Annotated in this window: 13 protein-coding genes and 1 tRNA gene; 8 read left to right on the top strand and 6 right to left on the bottom strand. The window is 46.9% G+C overall.

What is annotated here, in order from left to right; translation table 11 throughout:
- Positions 1–233: 233 nt before the first annotated feature.
- Positions 234–1,298: a porin gene (locus tag Q4Q54_RS11165; RefSeq protein WP_311988471.1), complete on the bottom strand. Its 1,065-nt coding sequence runs from the start codon at positions 1,296–1,298 to the stop codon at positions 234–236.
- Positions 1,299–1,724: 426 nt separating this feature from the next.
- Here Q4Q54_RS11165 and tcdA point away from each other — a divergent pair, with 426 nt between their 5' ends.
- Positions 1,725–2,534, top strand: coding sequence for a tRNA cyclic N6-threonylcarbamoyladenosine(37) synthase TcdA (tcdA, locus tag Q4Q54_RS11170; protein ID WP_311988472.1), 810 nt, complete (start codon positions 1,725–1,727; stop codon positions 2,532–2,534).
- An 86-nt stretch (positions 2,535–2,620) separates the two neighbouring features.
- Here tcdA and Q4Q54_RS11175 read toward each other — a convergent pair whose 3' ends face one another.
- Complete coding sequence (locus Q4Q54_RS11175) at positions 2,621–4,252, bottom strand: ATP-binding protein (RefSeq protein WP_311988473.1); 1,632 nt, start codon at positions 4,250–4,252, stop codon at positions 2,621–2,623.
- A 168-nt stretch (positions 4,253–4,420) separates the two neighbouring features.
- Between Q4Q54_RS11175 and Q4Q54_RS11180 the strand changes: the two genes are divergently transcribed.
- On the top strand, positions 4,421–5,032 hold the full coding sequence (locus Q4Q54_RS11180; RefSeq protein WP_063882249.1) for a superinfection exclusion B family protein: 612 nt from the start codon (positions 4,421–4,423) through the stop codon (positions 5,030–5,032).
- 141 nt (positions 5,033–5,173) lie between these two features.
- Here Q4Q54_RS11180 and Q4Q54_RS11185 read toward each other — a convergent pair whose 3' ends face one another.
- The gene (locus tag Q4Q54_RS11185; RefSeq protein ID WP_006083014.1) at positions 5,174–5,305 is read right to left on the bottom strand and encodes a DUF3149 domain-containing protein; all 132 of its coding nucleotides are present in this window, start codon (positions 5,303–5,305) and stop codon (positions 5,174–5,176) included.
- A 311-nt stretch (positions 5,306–5,616) separates the two neighbouring features.
- On the opposite strand from Q4Q54_RS11185, the gene Q4Q54_RS11190 reads away from it, so the two are divergent.
- Both Q4Q54_RS11190 and Q4Q54_RS11195 read left to right on the top strand, forming a co-directional pair.
- Complete coding sequence (locus Q4Q54_RS11190) at positions 5,617–7,206, top strand: bacteriohemerythrin (protein WP_311988474.1); 1,590 nt, start codon at positions 5,617–5,619, stop codon at positions 7,204–7,206.
- Between the two features lie 146 nt (positions 7,207–7,352).
- A tRNA-Leu gene (locus Q4Q54_RS11195) sits at positions 7,353–7,439 on the top strand.
- Between the two features lie 87 nt (positions 7,440–7,526).
- On the opposite strand, the gene modC is transcribed toward Q4Q54_RS11195, so the two are convergent.
- Genes modC through modA form a run of 3 tightly spaced genes read right to left on the bottom strand, consistent with a single transcriptional unit; the run spans position 7,527 to position 10,106 of the window.
- On the bottom strand, positions 7,527–8,612 hold the full coding sequence (modC, locus tag Q4Q54_RS11200) for a molybdenum ABC transporter ATP-binding protein ModC (protein WP_311988475.1): 1,086 nt from the start codon (positions 8,610–8,612) through the stop codon (positions 7,527–7,529).
- Positions 8,606–9,313, bottom strand: coding sequence for a molybdate ABC transporter permease subunit (gene modB, locus Q4Q54_RS11205; protein WP_311988476.1), 708 nt, complete (start codon positions 9,311–9,313; stop codon positions 8,606–8,608). The genes modC and modB overlap by 7 nt, the downstream gene beginning before the upstream one ends.
- Position 9,314: 1 nt before the next feature.
- Positions 9,315–10,106 carry a molybdate ABC transporter substrate-binding protein gene (gene modA, locus Q4Q54_RS11210; protein WP_311988477.1) on the bottom strand — a complete coding sequence of 264 codons (792 nt, stop codon included), beginning with the start codon at positions 10,104–10,106 and terminating at the stop codon, positions 9,315–9,317.
- Between the two features lie 205 nt (positions 10,107–10,311).
- Here modA and Q4Q54_RS11215 point away from each other — a divergent pair, with 205 nt between their 5' ends.
- The 4 genes from Q4Q54_RS11215 to Q4Q54_RS11230 all read left to right on the top strand — a co-directional run bounded on the left by Q4Q54_RS11215 (position 10,312) and on the right by Q4Q54_RS11230 (position 16,226).
- Positions 10,312–11,091 carry a TOBE domain-containing protein gene (locus Q4Q54_RS11215; RefSeq protein WP_311988478.1) on the top strand — a complete coding sequence of 260 codons (780 nt, stop codon included), beginning with the start codon at positions 10,312–10,314 and terminating at the stop codon, positions 11,089–11,091.
- Positions 11,092–11,528: 437 nt separating this feature from the next.
- Positions 11,529–12,761: an efflux RND transporter periplasmic adaptor subunit gene (locus Q4Q54_RS11220; RefSeq protein WP_311988479.1), complete on the top strand. Its 1,233-nt coding sequence runs from the start codon at positions 11,529–11,531 to the stop codon at positions 12,759–12,761.
- A 2-nt stretch (positions 12,762–12,763) separates the two neighbouring features.
- Positions 12,764–14,767, top strand: a complete 2,004-nt coding sequence (locus tag Q4Q54_RS11225; RefSeq protein WP_311988480.1) for a MacB family efflux pump subunit — start codon at positions 12,764–12,766, stop codon at positions 14,765–14,767.
- A gap of 7 nt (positions 14,768–14,774) precedes the next feature.
- A complete protein-coding gene (locus tag Q4Q54_RS11230; RefSeq protein WP_311988481.1) occupies positions 14,775–16,226 on the top strand; it encodes an efflux transporter outer membrane subunit in 1,452 nt (483 codons plus the stop codon).
- Positions 16,227–16,346: the final 120 nt, after the last annotated feature.

Raw genomic sequence — 16,346 nt, forward strand, 5'->3', positions numbered from 1 at the left:
CAAATTTACCTGAAAGGTGCAAAACTGTATTTTTCACTTACTACTTAAGTGGTAGGTAAGGCGGATTGCCTTAGACAGTGGGTCGGCGAGGGTAACTGTAGCATATACTAATACTGTAGCAAGTCTGTCATATCGGCTATGGATATGTGTTTGGGGACGATATCTAAGCAGAAAAAGCGGCCGAAGCCGCTTTTTTATCAAGAAATAACCTTATGGTTAGTTGATTAATCTATTTAAAAATCAACGCGTAAACCAACAGTAAAGATGTTGTCATTAAGGTCTTGCTTCACATCGGCCAACATAAGATCACCATCGAAGCGGGTGTAGTGACCATAGACCATAGTCTTAGTGCTCAGACGGTAATCGGCACCCACACTGAACTGTTGCAGGTCGACATCGCGAACCTGTTCCAAACCGCTGTTGTCTTGGTCACCGACATAACGGCTCACGTATTTACCTAAACCTGAGTCATCTTTGCCGTACATCATCTTCAATTTCAAGTCGCCAATTAAGTAGGCTGCGTTGACGAAGTAGGTATCACCTGAGAGATTGGCAAACTTATCATCCACATGTTCACTGTGTTGATATAAGGCACCTAAGATCACGTCACCGAATTTAGCTTGGGCCACACCACGGTAGGCTTCGACGTTATCAATACCATCACTATAGGCGGCAGCGACATAGTAGTTTTGTGCTTTAAAGGCTTTATCCCCTAAGGTGGCGCTCAGTGCATACATGTGATCTTTGCTGTACACCTCGTCGCCATTGCTATCGACTTGATCATAGTTATCGCTCATCAGATAGGTGGCATTAAGCGTCACCAGATCGGCAATTTTAGGTGAATAGTAAGAAATGCCATCGGCGGAGCGAGTTTGGCCTGCAACCAGCAAGTCGATATCGGCGTTGGTGTTGCCAAAGAGATCGAAGCTACCTTCAGCTGCTTTAAATACTGTGTCGTTACGGCCCACTAAGGCAGTACCAGCCGCGCTTCTGATACCAAGGAAAGTATTACGGGCGTTGAACGTCTTGTTTGAGTTATCAAAGTTTTCGACGCCAAATTCCATTTGATAAATGATGTCAAAATAGGGGCTTACAGCCTCAGAACCTTTTACGCCTAACCATGAGAAGTTGTTTTCAAGGACAGTGCCGTCCTTTTGGTTCTGAGTTGCGTAACCTGTGTCTGAGTTGGTAATGGCAAGATCAGCATGACCATAGAATTCAGGGCCATCGGCGAGTGCTGTGAATGAATAGAGTGTGAGGCTAGAAATAATAGCCGTAGTCAGCAGAGTCTTTTTCATCTTCATTTTCCTGTGCTTATCGCTGTTATATGCATGGATAACTTAAGTATCTATGCATGCTGTTGAGCTTTTGTGTGGCAAAGTCTGCACAGACTGTCAGCAATAAAGTGTGATCTGGATCAAGTTTTATATAAAGAGTGGTTTATTCAACATATTGTTTTACAAGTGAAATACAGGTTTTCATTATGTTGATTACCGAGTTGTTCGGTCATGCATTATGAGTCTTTGCATTTATTACGCTTGCTTGGCAATCGTATCTCTTTGCATCTGGCGTTATGTGTCTGCGGATCTGATTTCGATTTATGTCCAGATCGTTTAGAATCCACCGCACATTTTTAGTGCTGCTATTAAGCTGTCCCTGCTGGCATCACTTCGATGCTAGGGCAAGCGCTCCTGCTGTTATTGAGTAATATAAGGTAAGTATTTATGACTGAGGCCTATCTAAATCGATTTGGCGGAATTGGCCGTTTGTATGGACAAAAGGCTCTGGCTAAATTTGCTACATCCCACGTGGTGGTGATTGGTATTGGTGGCGTAGGTACTTGGGCGGCAGAAGCCTTAGCGCGAAGCGGCATTGGGCAGATAAGCTTGATGGATTTAGACGATATCTGTGTCACTAACACTAACCGTCAAATTCACGCGCTCAGTTCCACTATTGGCAGCTCTAAAGTCGCTGTGATGGCGCAGCGGATCCGTGAAATTAATCCCGATTGCCAAGTGAATGAAATAGAAGATTTTATTACATTGGGTAATTTAGGCGAGTATTTGCTCGGGGCTAAAGAGGGCGGCAACATTGATTATGTTATTGACTGTATTGATGCCGTTAAGCAAAAGGCTGCGTTAATTGCCTGGTGTAAGCGTCAAAAAATCAAAATTGTTACTGTCGGTGGTGCGGGTGGCCAGACAGATCCGACTCAAATTCAGTTAACTGATCTCGCTAAAACTTACCAAGATCCTTTGTTAGCCAAAGTGCGCAATATTTTGCGCCGTGAATATAACTTCTCTAAAAACGTGCAACGCCGCTTTGCTATCGATGCGGTTTTTTCCAGTGAGCAGTTAGTGTATCCGCAAGCCGATGGCTCAGTTTGTGGTACTAAAGCCGCGGCCGATGGCAGCATGAGAATGGATTGTGCGTCGGGTTTTGGCGCTGTCACTATGGTCACTGGGACATTTGGTTTTGTGGCGGCAAGTCGAGTATTAACGCGTTTGGCACTACAGGCTCAAGAAACGCTTTAAAGGGTTAAGGTTTTTCTACTCATGATTTCACCGCTCGTATGAGCGGTGAGTATCACTTCAATATTGGTCATTCCACTGCGTTATATCTAGATATAAAAATCGTGTTGGACACTGGGGGCCGTAGGCTCACATTGAGTGTACGGAAATTTGATATCAAATTGCGGGCCACCAAGTGTTGAGTCTGCGCGATAACTCATAGTGCCTTTCAACAGCGTCGCAGCATTAAAGGCTGCTGATAATCCTAAGCCCGTGCCGCCTTTATTACGATTGGTGGTGAAAAATGGCTCGAACATGTGTTCAGCGACATCGGCTGGAATTTCTAAACCATTATTTTGGATGCTAATTAGAATCGACTCTTCATCCACTGTGGCGCTGATGTGGATAAGATTATCTTCGCGTCCATGGAAAGCATGGGTAAAGGCGTTCGACAGAATATTGCTAACAATCTGATTCAATAAGCTGATATTGGTTTGAATATTGAGTGTGGGTTCTATGCTGATTTCAGTAACGGCGTTGACATGCGGATGCATAATCAATGTTGACTCCAAAATCTCGTGGAGTTGCTGACTTAAGTTACAAGGTTGGTGTTCTTCATGACTGCGATCGATGGCGATCGTCTTAAATTTTTGGATCAAACTACTGGCTTTGGTGATATTGCGGACTATGAGTTCACAGCTTTCTTGATACTCATTAAGGATCTCATTGATTTCGTCTAAGGTGGCTTGATCGCTGTGGATCAGATCGATCAGTTCTTCAATATGGCTCAGCTGTGCACTCGCCGCCGTCAAACAAATGCCAATCGGCGTGTTGATCTCGTGGGCAACACCTGACACCAAACCTCCCAAGGCCGCCATTTTCTCTTGCTCAACCAGCACTTGTTGCGCCCGTTTTAGCGCGCTAAGGGATTGTTCTAACTCTATGGTTCTCTCTTTAACTTGCCTGGCGAGTTCTTCTTTATAGCTACGTTCGAGCTTGAGTAGCCGCTCTCTGTCTTCTAGGGCCGTTTGCAGTTCAGCCTTAGATTTCTTTAAGGCGCCAAAGGAGCTTCTCAGTTGTACTTGCATGCTGTTGATGGAGTCGGCGACTTGTTTAAACTCATCAATTTTTTCTTGGCGGGCAAATTGCAACGGCTCGTATTCTTGATCTAGGTCGATATCTTTGCAGTATTGACTGAGTTTATCTAAGTGCTTGGTGATATTGAACCATACTAAAAACAGAATAAATCCAGCAACTAAGAAGGTCTTTATTCCATTAGAGAGCAGAATGATAATGGCTTTATCATACAAGCGCTGATAGATGGCATCGACATCGACTTGTATTTCAAGTGTGCCGACATTAATGCTCTCAGTCGGGGATTTATAAACTAGCGGGAAGGTTTTATCTAAGGAGTGTTCTTGTTTTTGCTCGCCTGCATTCCATGCTTGGCCGCTGTCATCTTTAATCGAAATGTAGTTAATATCGGGCAGCTGAATTAAGCCATTGAGCTGAGTGTTAATCAGCCGCTCGTCAATCACCCAAATACTGGCGGCGAGCACATCTAAATTCACTTTTTCCATATTGGAAAACACTCTGTCGATACGCACAACGTCATTGCGATAATCACTGATCAATTGATACGCAGTGGTGATTAAGGTGATAACAGAGCTAAAAAGTACAATAGACAAGGTCAGGTGCCTGCCTATGGGACTTTTGATAAGTTGGCTAAAGAATGTCAGCATCTTAAATTTTCTTTATGCAATAGCGGCTTGAGATGCTTATAAGCATAGACCTACAGATCCAGAAAGTGCATTTTCTCGCAGATAAAATCAATGAAATATGTCTTCATTTGTGGCATTAAATTTGCTTTGTAGCCAATAAGTTCAATTTTTTGTCACTGGGATAGCACTATGTTTAAACTCAAGCTGGATTCAGTTAAGTTTTTTAGCCCGAAGAAAATGATGTTTAGAGTCATGCTGTGGCTAATGGTGAGTTGTACTGTCTTACTCCTTATTCCTCCTAATGCGTTGGCAGTGCTGGCGCTCGATAAATTTGTGCCCGAACATGCTCATTTTGTTGGATTAGGTCTAATCATCTCTATCGCCTATTTTTTGAGTCAGCTGATTAACTTAGGCTTAGATGAATCAATTCGTCATTTAAGTGATAAGCGCGTTATTGAGACGATTGAAGCTAAAGTGAACTTGCTTGATCCCGCTGAGCGAGCATTAGTCAGAGAGTTTTTTCTTCAGGGCGCCACGATTTTGACTCTGCCGCAAAATGAGCCTGCCGTAAAAAGTTTATTGAATGCCTGTATCTTAGAAAAGCTAGGTAACGAGCGCCATTATGCGATTCAGGGACCGACAGCCGATTATAAGATTGCTATGAAGGCTCGCATGTACCTCAACCGCGATGTGCTGCGTTTACCTGCGGGTGAGCCGAGCCAAGAGGAAATGCAGTCGTTGATTAAGGCACGTCCGCAGTTTTTAAATGGCCTAGTACAAAACAGAAAACACGCTGCATAGGCGTGTTTTGTCTCGCTCGCATGAGTACTGGCTTAGGTAAGTTGCACTAATCGGAAAAGTGAGATAACAAAAAATGGGGGTGATAAAAACCCCCTAGATTTTGCATTTATACAAGAACATGAAGAACAACTGGAGCAAAAACTATTGTTTCGGTGCCGACTTCACAATGAACATCCAAGTGATATAAGACACTATCCCTATTGTGCTAAAGATAACGATCATTGAAAGTAAGCCTATGGGGTTACCAAACATTAGATCTAACCAAAATGCCATGACTGAAATCCTCTTTCCTGTGAAGTCCTCGCTAAATTAGCGGTATTCGATAGCTAAAATACTGATCTCGATCAATAAAAAATCGACATAGGAATACAAAGTCATAACCCTTAGTTAACTCTGTGATCTTGGTCAAATTTAAGGATGTGCTTAACAGCGACGAGTTCAAATAATTTAGTTTTGTTTCTTCTTCCGTTAGCGTCTAGGATTAACCTATTCAACTCGATCGATATTCAGTTAACGCGCTATTCCATTTATTCGTTCTTGTTTTTATATGAAGGCGCGATATTAGTTTTTTAAAGGAGTAAAAAATGGATTCTAAAAAAAGTCACAAGGATTCAATGGGATATAATTCTATCTTTGCGCCACTATTGTTGCTGATTTATCCCCTCTATTGTTTGGTGATCACTGGGCACTTTGTCGCCATTTTATGTTTAAGCGCGCTCGCCGCCATTTTAGTGTTCAACATCAATAAATTAATTCGTAATTTGAGACAACTTGAGCGTGCAGCACACCACTTAGGCGAGGGAGATTTGAGTTATCAATTGGAAGAGAAAGATGCGGGTGTGTTCATTAAGGTAGTACATAACATTAATCGCATGGGTGAGGATGTCAGCCGTACGATTTTGTCTTTATCTGATACTTGTGAAGGGATGAAAAAAGTCGCCTCGGATATCAAGGTTATCAGTGAACAGGCAAAGCAAGGCGTGTTAGAGCAAGAGCATCAAACGGAACTGGCAGCCAGTGCGATGACGCAGATGGTTTCAAGCGTGCAAGCGGTATCGCAGAATGCAGTCAGTGCGGCCAAGGCCGCCGATATTGCCCAAAGTTCTGCTAAGCGCGGTGATCAAATCATGAATGGCATAGTCACTAAAATTGGCGCTATGTCGCAACAAATCCATGATACTCGAACCGTGATCGAGCATTTGGCCGCCGATAGCAACAATATCAGTAGTATTATTGAAACCATTTCGCAGGTGGCCGAACAGACTAATTTACTCGCTTTAAATGCTGCCATTGAAAGTGCGAGAGCGGGTGAACATGGTCGCGGTTTTGCTGTAGTCGCCGATGAAGTGCGTAATCTCGCTAAACGAACATCCGAAGCCACGGTTGAGATCCAGCAGCAAATCGCCGCATTACAAAAAGGTGCACAACATGGTGTTGAAGTCATGTTGAAAAACGTGGCTATTGCCGACGAAACCGCTGATATGGTTGATCAAGCCCACAGCGCGCTCGGGCAGATTGTCGCTCAGGTGGAGACCATTACCGATATGTCCCATCAAATCGCCACGGCATCGGGGCAACAACACACAGTTGCTGAAGAGATTAATAAAAATATCACTGTGATGGCAGAACTCGCGCTGAGTAATGCATCTCACACCAACAACACTAACTTATCGAGCTTGAAAGTGTATAACATGTCGCAGGAAATCGGCTCCTTGTTGCATCGATTCCATGTGAATGCGGCTTTCTTTAATTCGACTCAGGCACAAAATAAACTGTTTGTGAAATGGGGGCCTGAATTAGACATAGGGATGCCAGAGATCAATCGTCAACATCAGCGCTTAGTCTCATTGATCAATGAATTACACCGTACATTAAATGAAGACTATGGGCTCGAAGCCATCAAACGTATCGTGCAAGGGCTGGTGGATTACACCGCCAATCACTTTGCCTATGAAGAAGAGCTCTTTGCCCGTTTTGGCTACCCACAAACCGACAGTCATAAGGAAAAACACGGCAAGTTAGTCGGGCAAGTACTTGATTTTCAAAAGCGGGTTGTAAAAGGGGAAGATGTTGCCGACGAATTAATGACTTTCTTGAAGGCTTGGTTGGTTAACCATATCCAAAAAAGTGATAAAGAATATACCGCCTTTTTGTTATCCCATGGCGCAGAATAACCCCAAGAGCATGATTTTTGAGCGGTTAAATGCAATTTGTATTAAAGTCGCGGCAAAAGACTTGCCATTGTCATGGGCAAAGGTATAATTCCCAGCACTTAGAGACAGCCAGTTGTTTTGATTGCTTCTAAGTGCATATTTGATATGCCAGTGTGGTGAAATCGGTAGACACAGGGGATTCAAAATCCCCCGCCCTTAAAAGCGTGCCAGTTCGAGTCTGGCCACTGGTACCAAATCCTTCTGATGAAGGAACTAAAACCGACCTAGAGTCGGTTTTTTTGTGCCTGAAATTTGGTTTTTGCTCGGTGCTTTAGGGTGAGCTAGTGAGATTCGGCGATATCAATTTGCGTCATAGTCACACCTTTGATTTGTGCATAAATCGCTTTGCCATGGGTGAGTTGCAGTTCATCGCAGGCCCAAGGTGTGATGTTGGCCCAAAGTTCATCGCGGCCTAGGGCGATTTTTAATTGGATTTGCTCACCATTATCGCTGGGGTATAACTCTTTAATTTCTCCCTTCAATAGATTACGGATACTTGATCCTTTGGGGACCTCAGTGCAAACCGAGACATGGTTTGCCTGAATACGTACTTTGAGTTTCTTAGTCGTTTCAGCCAGATAACCGCTTACCCATAGATGGTTACCATCATCCATCACGAGTCGCGTCATGGGGTAGTCGGGATGTCTGTCGGCAACCTTAGCACTGAGGAGTGAGCTGAGTTCCTGCAATGGCACCCAAGGGCGCATTTGCTCGCTATTCCACACTTCACTTAAGGCCCCTTGGGCGATCAATTTTCCCTGATGCAGCACCAGCATATAATCCGCCAGTTGTAAGATCTCATCTAGGCTGTGGCTCACATACACTATCGGCAGTTTTAGTTCCTGCGATAAGGTTTGCAGGTAGGGCAGTAACTCGCGTTTACGGGGTAAGTCGAGTGACGCCAGCGGTTCATCCATCAACAGCATGTCGGGCGATGTGAGCAGGGCACGGCCAATGGCAACCCGTTGTTTTTCTCCGCCCGATAGCGTGCTGGGATAGCGAATGAGCAGTTTTTCAATTCCCAGTAGTTGCACAATTTTATCGAATAACACTGGGTTGGCTTTACGCACACCGTAGTTGAGATTGCCCTTCACGCTATAGTGTGGAAACAGCCGTGCCTCTTGAAATACATAGCCAATATGGCGCTTTTCTGGGGAAAGGTTCACTTTGCCTTGCTGATAAAGCAGTTTGTCACCGAGGCGGATTTCACCGCTATCTGGGGTCGAAAGCCCGCCGAGCAGGTTCACGAGCGAGGTTTTACCCGCACCCGAGCGGCCAAAAACGGCGGTCACGCCTTGCAATGGCAATTGGGTATCGACTTTCAGTTGCAGTTGTCCGAGTCGTTTTTCAATATTGATTGTTAACATACGCTTGCCGTCCTCTGCAGGACTTTTTTACTCAGCCATTGGGAGGCAAGTAAAGACGCGAGTGCGATCACTATCGAGATAATGCACAAACGCATGGCCTGATATTCGGCACCCGGAGTTTCAATAAAAGAGTACATGGCGAGCGGAATCGTACGAGTTTCACCGGGAATATTAGAAACGAAGGTAATGGTCGATCCAAATTCCCCTAGGCTGCGGGCAAAGGCGATAATCATGCCCGACACTATCCCTGGAGAGGTAAGCGGCAGTGTGATGGTGAGAAATACCCGCCATCGACTGCTACCTAACGTGCGTGCGGCCTGCTCGAGTCGAATATCTACAGTTTCAAAGGATTGGCGTATGGCTCTGACCATCAGCGGGAATGACACGATCGCCGCCGCGAGGGCCGCACCGCGCCAACTAAAGCTAAAACTGATGCCAAACCAATTATATAACCACTGGCCGATAAAACCTTGGCGGCCCATGCTGATTAGCAGGAGGTAACCCACTACCACGGGCGGTAACACCAGTGGTAGATGGAGCACACTGTCGAATATAGCCTTGCCAGGAAACTCGACTCTTGCCAGCACCCAAGCACATAAAATGCCCAAGGGTAAACTGGCGATAACGGCAACGGATGACACCTTTAAGCTGAGCAGCAGTGCGGCAATTTCATAGTCGCTTAGTAGAGAACCACTCAGCACCCTAATTCACTCCAAAGCCATATTTTTCAAACACATTTTTTGCGCTTGGGCCTTGCAGATACTCATTGAACGCTTTGGCGCTTGCCGTCGATTCTTGTTTGACTAAGGCGATAGGGTATTCAATTGGGCTGTAGCTCGTCTCTGGGAAGGTGGCCACGATTTTGATCTTCTGGGCGACTTTCGCATCGGTTGAATACACTATGCCTAGCGGCGCTTCACCTTGTTCAACTAAGGCGAGTGCGGCGCGGACATTGTTAGCGCGGGCGAGTAATGGCTCAGCAGCTTGCCACAGCTTGAGATTTTCTAGGGCTTGCTTGGCATATTGTCCTGCGGGCACATGATCAGGATCGCCAACTGCCATACGGCTGCCTTTTAATGCGGTTTTGATATCCCAATCGCCATTGAGCACCACCTCTGTGATGGGGCTATTTTTTTCGGCAATCAAGACTAAGGTGTTTTTTAGCAAGGTTTTACGGCTGTTAACATCGACCGCTTTGGCATCGACCAGATAATCCATCCACTTTTGATTGGCCGAGACAAACAGATCGGCGGGCGCACCATTGGCCACTTGTTTTGCCAGTGTTGAAGAAGAGGCGAAGGAGAAAACCACCTTAGTATTGTGTTCCTTTTCATATTGCTGGCCGATTTCGTTAAGTGCATTGGTGAGTGATGCCGCAGCAAAAACAGTCACTTGCTCATTGTCTGCCGCAAAACTTGGGCTAGATGTCAGTGCCATTGTGAATAATGAAGCCGTGGTAAAACGCAGTAATTGCTTAAGGTGAATGGATTTCATTGTGTTCCTCCGTGATAAAAAGTGATCGTTATATACCAATCTATATATCGATTATTCAAGCCCTAAGCAATCAATTAGTGATCTGTGTGCGGTTTCTTGCGGATTAATGGTATTAATCCGCTGAAATATCTCGGCAATCTTATTGGTATCCTCAAGGTGATGGAGGACAATAGGGCTCAAGTCAGACTTGGGTGCAGGATAAACGATGGATTTACATGCATTACTTACGCTTTCCCTCGGGGATAAGCCCTTCGCCAATCCTAGGCGGATAAGCCTGCTCGAGCAAGTCGCCAACACAGGCTCGATAAGCCAAGGCGCCAAGCTTGCGGGGATCAGTTATAAAGCGGCTTGGGACGCGATCAATGAGATGAACACCGCCATGCCCGAACCCGTAGTGTGCAGCGAAAAGGGCGGCAAAGGTGGTGGTGGCGCTAAACTCACCGAATTTGGCGAGCGTTTGCTCAAGGTGTATTCCATCACCTCCCAAGTACAAGAAATGGCCTTGGCCGCCTTGCTCGATGAGTCCGTCGACATGCACAGTTTATTAGATGTGATGGCGCATTTCTCCCTCAATACTAGCGCCCGCAATCAGTTAACGGGTCGTATCAATGGTATTGATTCATTTGGATTAAATGACAACATCAGCGTGACCTTAGCGGGCGGACAACAGATTCAGATTTCAGTGACCCATTCGAGCCGCGAACGCTTGCAGTTAGCCATGGATAAATCTGTGTTGTTACTGTTTAAAGCGCCCGCTGTACTGGCGACGACTCATGCTTGCGAAGTAGATGGGCAAAATTGCCTCAGCGGCCGTTTGCTGAGCGTGACTGAACTTGGTGGTAAGGCCGAATTAACCATAGATATTGATGGTAAAGACATCATCTATTCAGTGATGCCACTGACTCAAACGCAGGCGTTGGCTGTCGGCGAACCATGTTTTGCCTGTTTTGATGCCACGCAGGTGATCCTCGCCAGCATGAATTAACCGAATGGAGTGATTCATTCGGTTAATCATGGGTCATTCTCTGTGTACGGCCAGTGACTTGGCGTGATTGTTTTCGCAATGGGTTGGTGGGGAATCTAATGGTTTCTTTTGTTTGCAAACACGATGTTGATTTTTATTGAAAAATAATTAAGCGAAGAATAACGAGTATTGCTTAAATTATACGACTGTAAAATATAGACCCCAACAATTTACCACCTAACGATTTGGTATCGCACTAAATCGGCATTGCAGCCTAAGCCCCACTCAGCCGTACTTGGCATGTAAATTTCTACACAGATATTTGCAAATCTTTACCTGTTAACGACACTTCCTTCGTCTACTGTCTTTGGCTAACTCTATATACTGTTGGAACAATTTCTGTTCCTTAGCAAGATGAATGCTTGCTGTCTTTAGCATTGATGGACACGACAATACCGATGAAAAAATCCTCAAAGCGTAAATTGCTGCTCGCGTTAAGCGGCTTAATCCTCCTGGGTGGTGGTGCTTATTTTATGTGGCATAAGCCTGAAACGGCACCTGCCTATGTGACAGAAGCGGTGCGCCGTGGTGATATCGAAAACTCAGTGTTGGCCAATGGCATGTTGCAGGCCTCTAAACTGGTGAGTGTGGGCGCGCAGGTATCGGGGCAAATCTTAAGTTTGCCGCTGGCACTGGGGGATGAAGTAAAGAAAGGCGATTTGATTGCTCAGATTGACAGCCTAGCGCAGCAGAATAATTTGAAGGATGCCCTCGCATCACTCAAGAGTATCAATGCCCAGTTCCGCGCCAAACAGGCGCAGATCCGCCAAGCCAAGTTGGAGTTTAGCCGCCAGCAGCAAATGCTTGCCGATAAGGCCAGTTCCCGCGCAGATTATGAAGTGGCCGATGCTAATTTAACGGTTTATCAAGCCGAGCTTGAGCAATTAGAAGCGCAAAAACAACAGGCTGAGATTAACGTCGACAGTGCCCGAATCGATTTAGGTTATACCAAAATCACCGCGCCTATGGATGGCACTGTGGTGTATTCGGCGGTGGAAGTGGGGCAAACCGTTAACGCCAATCAAACGACGCCGACAATCGTGGAAATGGCGCAGCTGGATACCATGACAGTTAAAGCACAGATTTCCGAAGCCGATGTCGTCAATGTCCATCCGGGTCAAGCTGTGTATTTCACGGTACTTGGCAAACCAAATCATCCCTACCGTGGCATCTTAAGGGCGATTGAACCTGGACCGATTTCGATGGATGGCGACGATAGTAATATGAGCTCTAGCGACTCAGACGCCATTTATTACCATGGGTTATTCGATGTTGAAAACCCAGACCGCACCTTGCGTATCGGCATGACGGCGCAGGTATCCATAGTGTTAGCTAAGGCCGATGATGCGCTATTAGTACCTGCGCAGATATTGCGTATAAAGCCGAGGGAGAAATCCGCGGCGCCAGAGGCTAAGTCTGGCGAGCGTAAAGCCCGCAGTGGCCCGCAATATCAAGTGCCTGTGTTAGTTGATAACCAAGTGCAATATGTGGATGTCACGGTTGGGATTAACAACAAAATCAATGCCGAAATCATCGCGGGCTTGAAGGAGGGCGATCAGGTCGTGCTTGGCATGCCGTCCGCCGATGATGGCAGCAGCAAATTCCGTCGTCCACCTAGCGTGAGGTTTTAACAGTGACAACGGCATTACTTGAAATTTCAGGTTGTTATCGCACTTTTCATGCGGGTGAGCAGCAACTTACTGTGCTGAAAGATGTGAACCTGTCGATTGGCCGTGGCGAGATGGTGGCGATAGTAGGCGCTTCTGGCTCGGGTAAATCGACCCTAATGAACATTCTTGGTTGTTTAGATAAACCGTCAAAGGGCGCGTATTTTATCAATGGCCAAGATACCTCAACGATGGACGTGGATGAGTTAGCCCAGCTGCGCCGCGAGCACTTTGGTTTTATCTTTCAGCGTTATCATTTACTGGGCGATTTGACCGCCATAGGCAACGTCGAAGTGCCCGCCGTGTATGCGGGTAAAGAACGCACGGTGCGTAAAGACAGAGCCGAGCATTTGTTGACGCGTTTAGGCCTTGGCGACAGGCTTGACCATAAACCCAATCAGCTCAGTGGTGGTCAACAGCAGCGGGTCAGTGTGGCGCGCGCCTTGATGAATGGCGGCGATGTGATCCTTGCCGATGAGCCGACTGGTGCGCTGGATAGTCACAGTGGTGAAGAAATGATGCAGTTGTTGCAGGAGCTGCACAGCGACGGTCATACCATCATTATCGTGACCCACGATATGCACGTGGCCCAATATGCCGACCGCATTATCGAAATCAAAGACGGCGTGATCATCAGCGATGAGCGCAGTCAGGATAAACAGACGGCTAAGCCGCAAAGCTCAACGTTACAAAATACGGCGTCACAAAAGCCTAACGGCGCAGTACTAGCGAAAGACTGCTCGCGTGCGCGGTTGGCTTCGTGGGACAGATATGTCGAGGCGCTTAAAATGGCGCTGGTGGCGATGTCGACCCACAGGTTACGTACCTTTTTGACTATGCTCGGGATTATTATCGGTATCGCCTCAGTGGTTTCTGTGGTGGCCTTAGGTGAAGGCTCGCAGCAGGCCATTCTCAAAAGTATCAGTTCGATGGGAACCAACACGATTGATATTCGCCCGGGTTCAGGTTTTGGCGATCGACGCTCGGCGCGGGTGCGTACCTTAACGGCGACCGATGCCAATGCCCTTAAAAATCTGCCCTATGTCGATAGCGTGACCCCTAGTATTGGCTCTAGCGCGACGGTACGTTTTGGTAATAAAGCGGTATCGGCCTCGGTGAATGGGGTGGGGCCGGAGTTCTTTCGCGTGAGAGGTTATGAGTTAGCGCAGGGGCAGTTTTGGGATGATGCCAGCGTTGCAACACTCGCCCAAGATGCGGTGATTGATGACAACACCCGTAAGGAGCTCTTTCCTAACAGTGCAGGCGCGAATAACTCGGCCATCGGCCAAGTGATTTTCCTCGGGGATTTACCCGTGCGCATCATAGGTGTGACGCAGCCAAAAGAAAGTGCCTTTGGTAACAGCGATGCGCTCAATGTGTGGGTGCCTTACACCACAGTTTCTGGCCGTATGATAGGTAAAAACTATTTGGATGGCATCACAGTGCGACTCGATGAAACTGTGCCGAGTAATGCGGCGGAGCAGGGCATTATCGCGCTACTTAAAATGCGCCACGGCACGCAAGATTTCTTCACAATCAATACCGATACCATTAGGCAGAACATCGAAAAAACCACAGCAACCATGACCTTACTGATCTCGGCGATCGCGGTAATTTCCCTTGTCGTTGGCGGAATTGGGGTGATGAACATTATGTTAGTGTCTGTGACTGAGCGGACTCGTGAAATCGGGGTACGTATGGCAGTGGGCGCGCGTCAGAGTGATATTTTGCGCCAGTTCCTTATCGAAGCCATCTTAGTGTGTTTGTGTGGCGGAACCTTAGGCATTGCTTTGTCCTACTTAATTGGCGTGGTGTTTGCTCAAACGGGAGGCAGTTTCCAAATGATTTATTCCACCACCTCCATCGTTGCCGCCTTTGCCTGTTCGACCTTAATTGGTGTGCTATTTGGTTTCTTACCCGCCCGCAATGCGGCGCAGTTAGATCCCGTTGACGCATTAGCCAGAGAGTAATAACACCATGAATACAAAAATATTTAATCGACACTTTTCGCCTCGTAGCTGCGCGATTGCTGTGGGCATAGCTTTAGGAATCGCCTTGCTGAGTGGCTGTGGCAGTTTCATGCGTTCAGACTTTGAACCACCCGCATTGGCGATTCCTGAACAGTGGCAAAACACCACAGTGAACGAGCAAGTTAAAGTCGATCCTTGGTGGCAGCAGTTTCATCAGCCTGAGCTCGATAAGCTGGTTAGCCAAGTGTTGAGCACCAACAATGACTTAACGCTGGCGACTTTAACGCTGCGTAAAGCGCGCTTGCAGGCAGGACTAACACGGGACGATCTGTACCCGCAACTATCGGCAAACCTTGACGCTTCCCGTAATCAGCCATTTGAGGGTGGCGATGCGACTAAGAGTTATCAAGCGAAATTGTCCGTGAGTTATGAGGTGGATTTGTGGGGCAAAGTGTCGGCCAATATCGACCAAGCCCAATGGGCGGCGCTGGCGAGCGCTGAAGATAGGGAAAGCACCACCCAAAGTCTAGTGGCGACCACAGCATCGCTGTATTGGCAGATAGGTTATTTAAATCAACGGGTTAATTTAAGCCAAAAGAGCATAGCGTACAGCAAACAAACGTTAGATTTAACCCAAAGGCAGTATGATTCTGGCGCCGTGACGCAAGTGAATGTGCTCGAAGCGCAGCGCAGTATGGCGGGACAAGAGGCGGCCCATAGCCAGCTTATCCAGCAATTAACTGTGGCTAAAAATGCCCTCGCGATATTACTGAATCAGGCACCAGCTGCTGATCCTGCGCAGAGCTTAGCCTCAGGGGAGACTTGGGTTGAGATTAAACAGCTCCCTGACGTGGCAGTGCCGGACGTTAGTGTGGGCGTACCCGCAGATTTGTTAGTCAGACGCCCAGATGTGAAGGCTTCCTTGTATCAACTGCGCTCCGCCTTGGCGAGTAAAGACGCCACCTATGCGAGTTATTTCCCCAGCCTGAGTTTAACGGGTGGTATTGGAGAGTCGACTTCAGAGTTAAAAGAGCTGTTACGCAATCCTGTTGGTAGCTTAGGCGCTGGGCTTGTCTTGCCCTTTTTGCAGTGGAATCAAATGCAAATCAATAACGACATTGCCGATATCGATTATCAAACTGCGGTGGTGAATTATCGCAAGACGCTCTATTCCGCCTTTGAAGATGTCGATAATGCGATTTCGGCTAAGCAGCAATATCGCTATCAAGGGGAGAAGTTGGCGCAGCAATTTAGCGCCGCGGCAGCGGTTGAAGCCATTTACGAGAGTCAGTATCGCAATGGTGCTATCGGTATTCAGAATTGGATTGATGCCCAAGAGAATCGTCGTAGCGCCGAGGCTGCTTTGCTCGAGAATCGTTACAACCAACTCACCGCCCAAGCGACGCTTTATCAAGCCCTTGGCGGCAGCGATATCGCCCCGCCTTTGGCAAAGGAATAATGCATTGTTGTAAAGCATCACAGCACTATAGAAAAACGAAAAACCGCTATTAATAGCGGTTTTTCGTTTTTATATAACTCAGGCAAGCGCAAGCCTCTGAGTTGCTAGTGCCTTTGCGCT

The organism is Shewanella sp. SP2S2-4 (assembly GCF_031932025.1).
GTDB classification, from domain to species: Bacteria; Pseudomonadota; Gammaproteobacteria; order Enterobacterales; family Shewanellaceae; genus Shewanella; species Shewanella baltica.

Bases quoted from the DNA above. Each gene is read 5' to 3' on its own strand.
- Q4Q54_RS11165 (WP_311988471.1), bottom strand. From the start codon at position 1,298: ATGAAAAAGACTCTGCTGACTACGGCTATTATTTCTAGCCTCACACTC.
- tcdA (WP_311988472.1), top strand. From the start codon at position 1,725: ATGACTGAGGCCTATCTAAATCGATTTGGCGGAATTGGCCGTTTGTAT.
- Q4Q54_RS11175 (WP_311988473.1), bottom strand. From the start codon at position 4,252: ATGCTGACATTCTTTAGCCAACTTATCAAAAGTCCCATAGGCAGGCAC.
- Q4Q54_RS11180 (WP_063882249.1), top strand. From the start codon at position 4,421: ATGTTTAAACTCAAGCTGGATTCAGTTAAGTTTTTTAGCCCGAAGAAA.
- Q4Q54_RS11185 (WP_006083014.1), bottom strand. From the start codon at position 5,305: ATGGCATTTTGGTTAGATCTAATGTTTGGTAACCCCATAGGCTTACTT.
- Q4Q54_RS11190 (WP_311988474.1), top strand. From the start codon at position 5,617: ATGGATTCTAAAAAAAGTCACAAGGATTCAATGGGATATAATTCTATC.
- modC (WP_311988475.1), bottom strand. From the start codon at position 8,612: ATGTTAACAATCAATATTGAAAAACGACTCGGACAACTGCAACTGAAA.
- modA (WP_311988477.1), bottom strand. From the start codon at position 10,106: ATGAAATCCATTCACCTTAAGCAATTACTGCGTTTTACCACGGCTTCA.
- Q4Q54_RS11215 (WP_311988478.1), top strand. From the start codon at position 10,312: ATGGATTTACATGCATTACTTACGCTTTCCCTCGGGGATAAGCCCTTC.
- Q4Q54_RS11220 (WP_311988479.1), top strand. From the start codon at position 11,529: ATGAAAAAATCCTCAAAGCGTAAATTGCTGCTCGCGTTAAGCGGCTTA.
- Q4Q54_RS11230 (WP_311988481.1), top strand. From the start codon at position 14,775: ATGAATACAAAAATATTTAATCGACACTTTTCGCCTCGTAGCTGCGCG.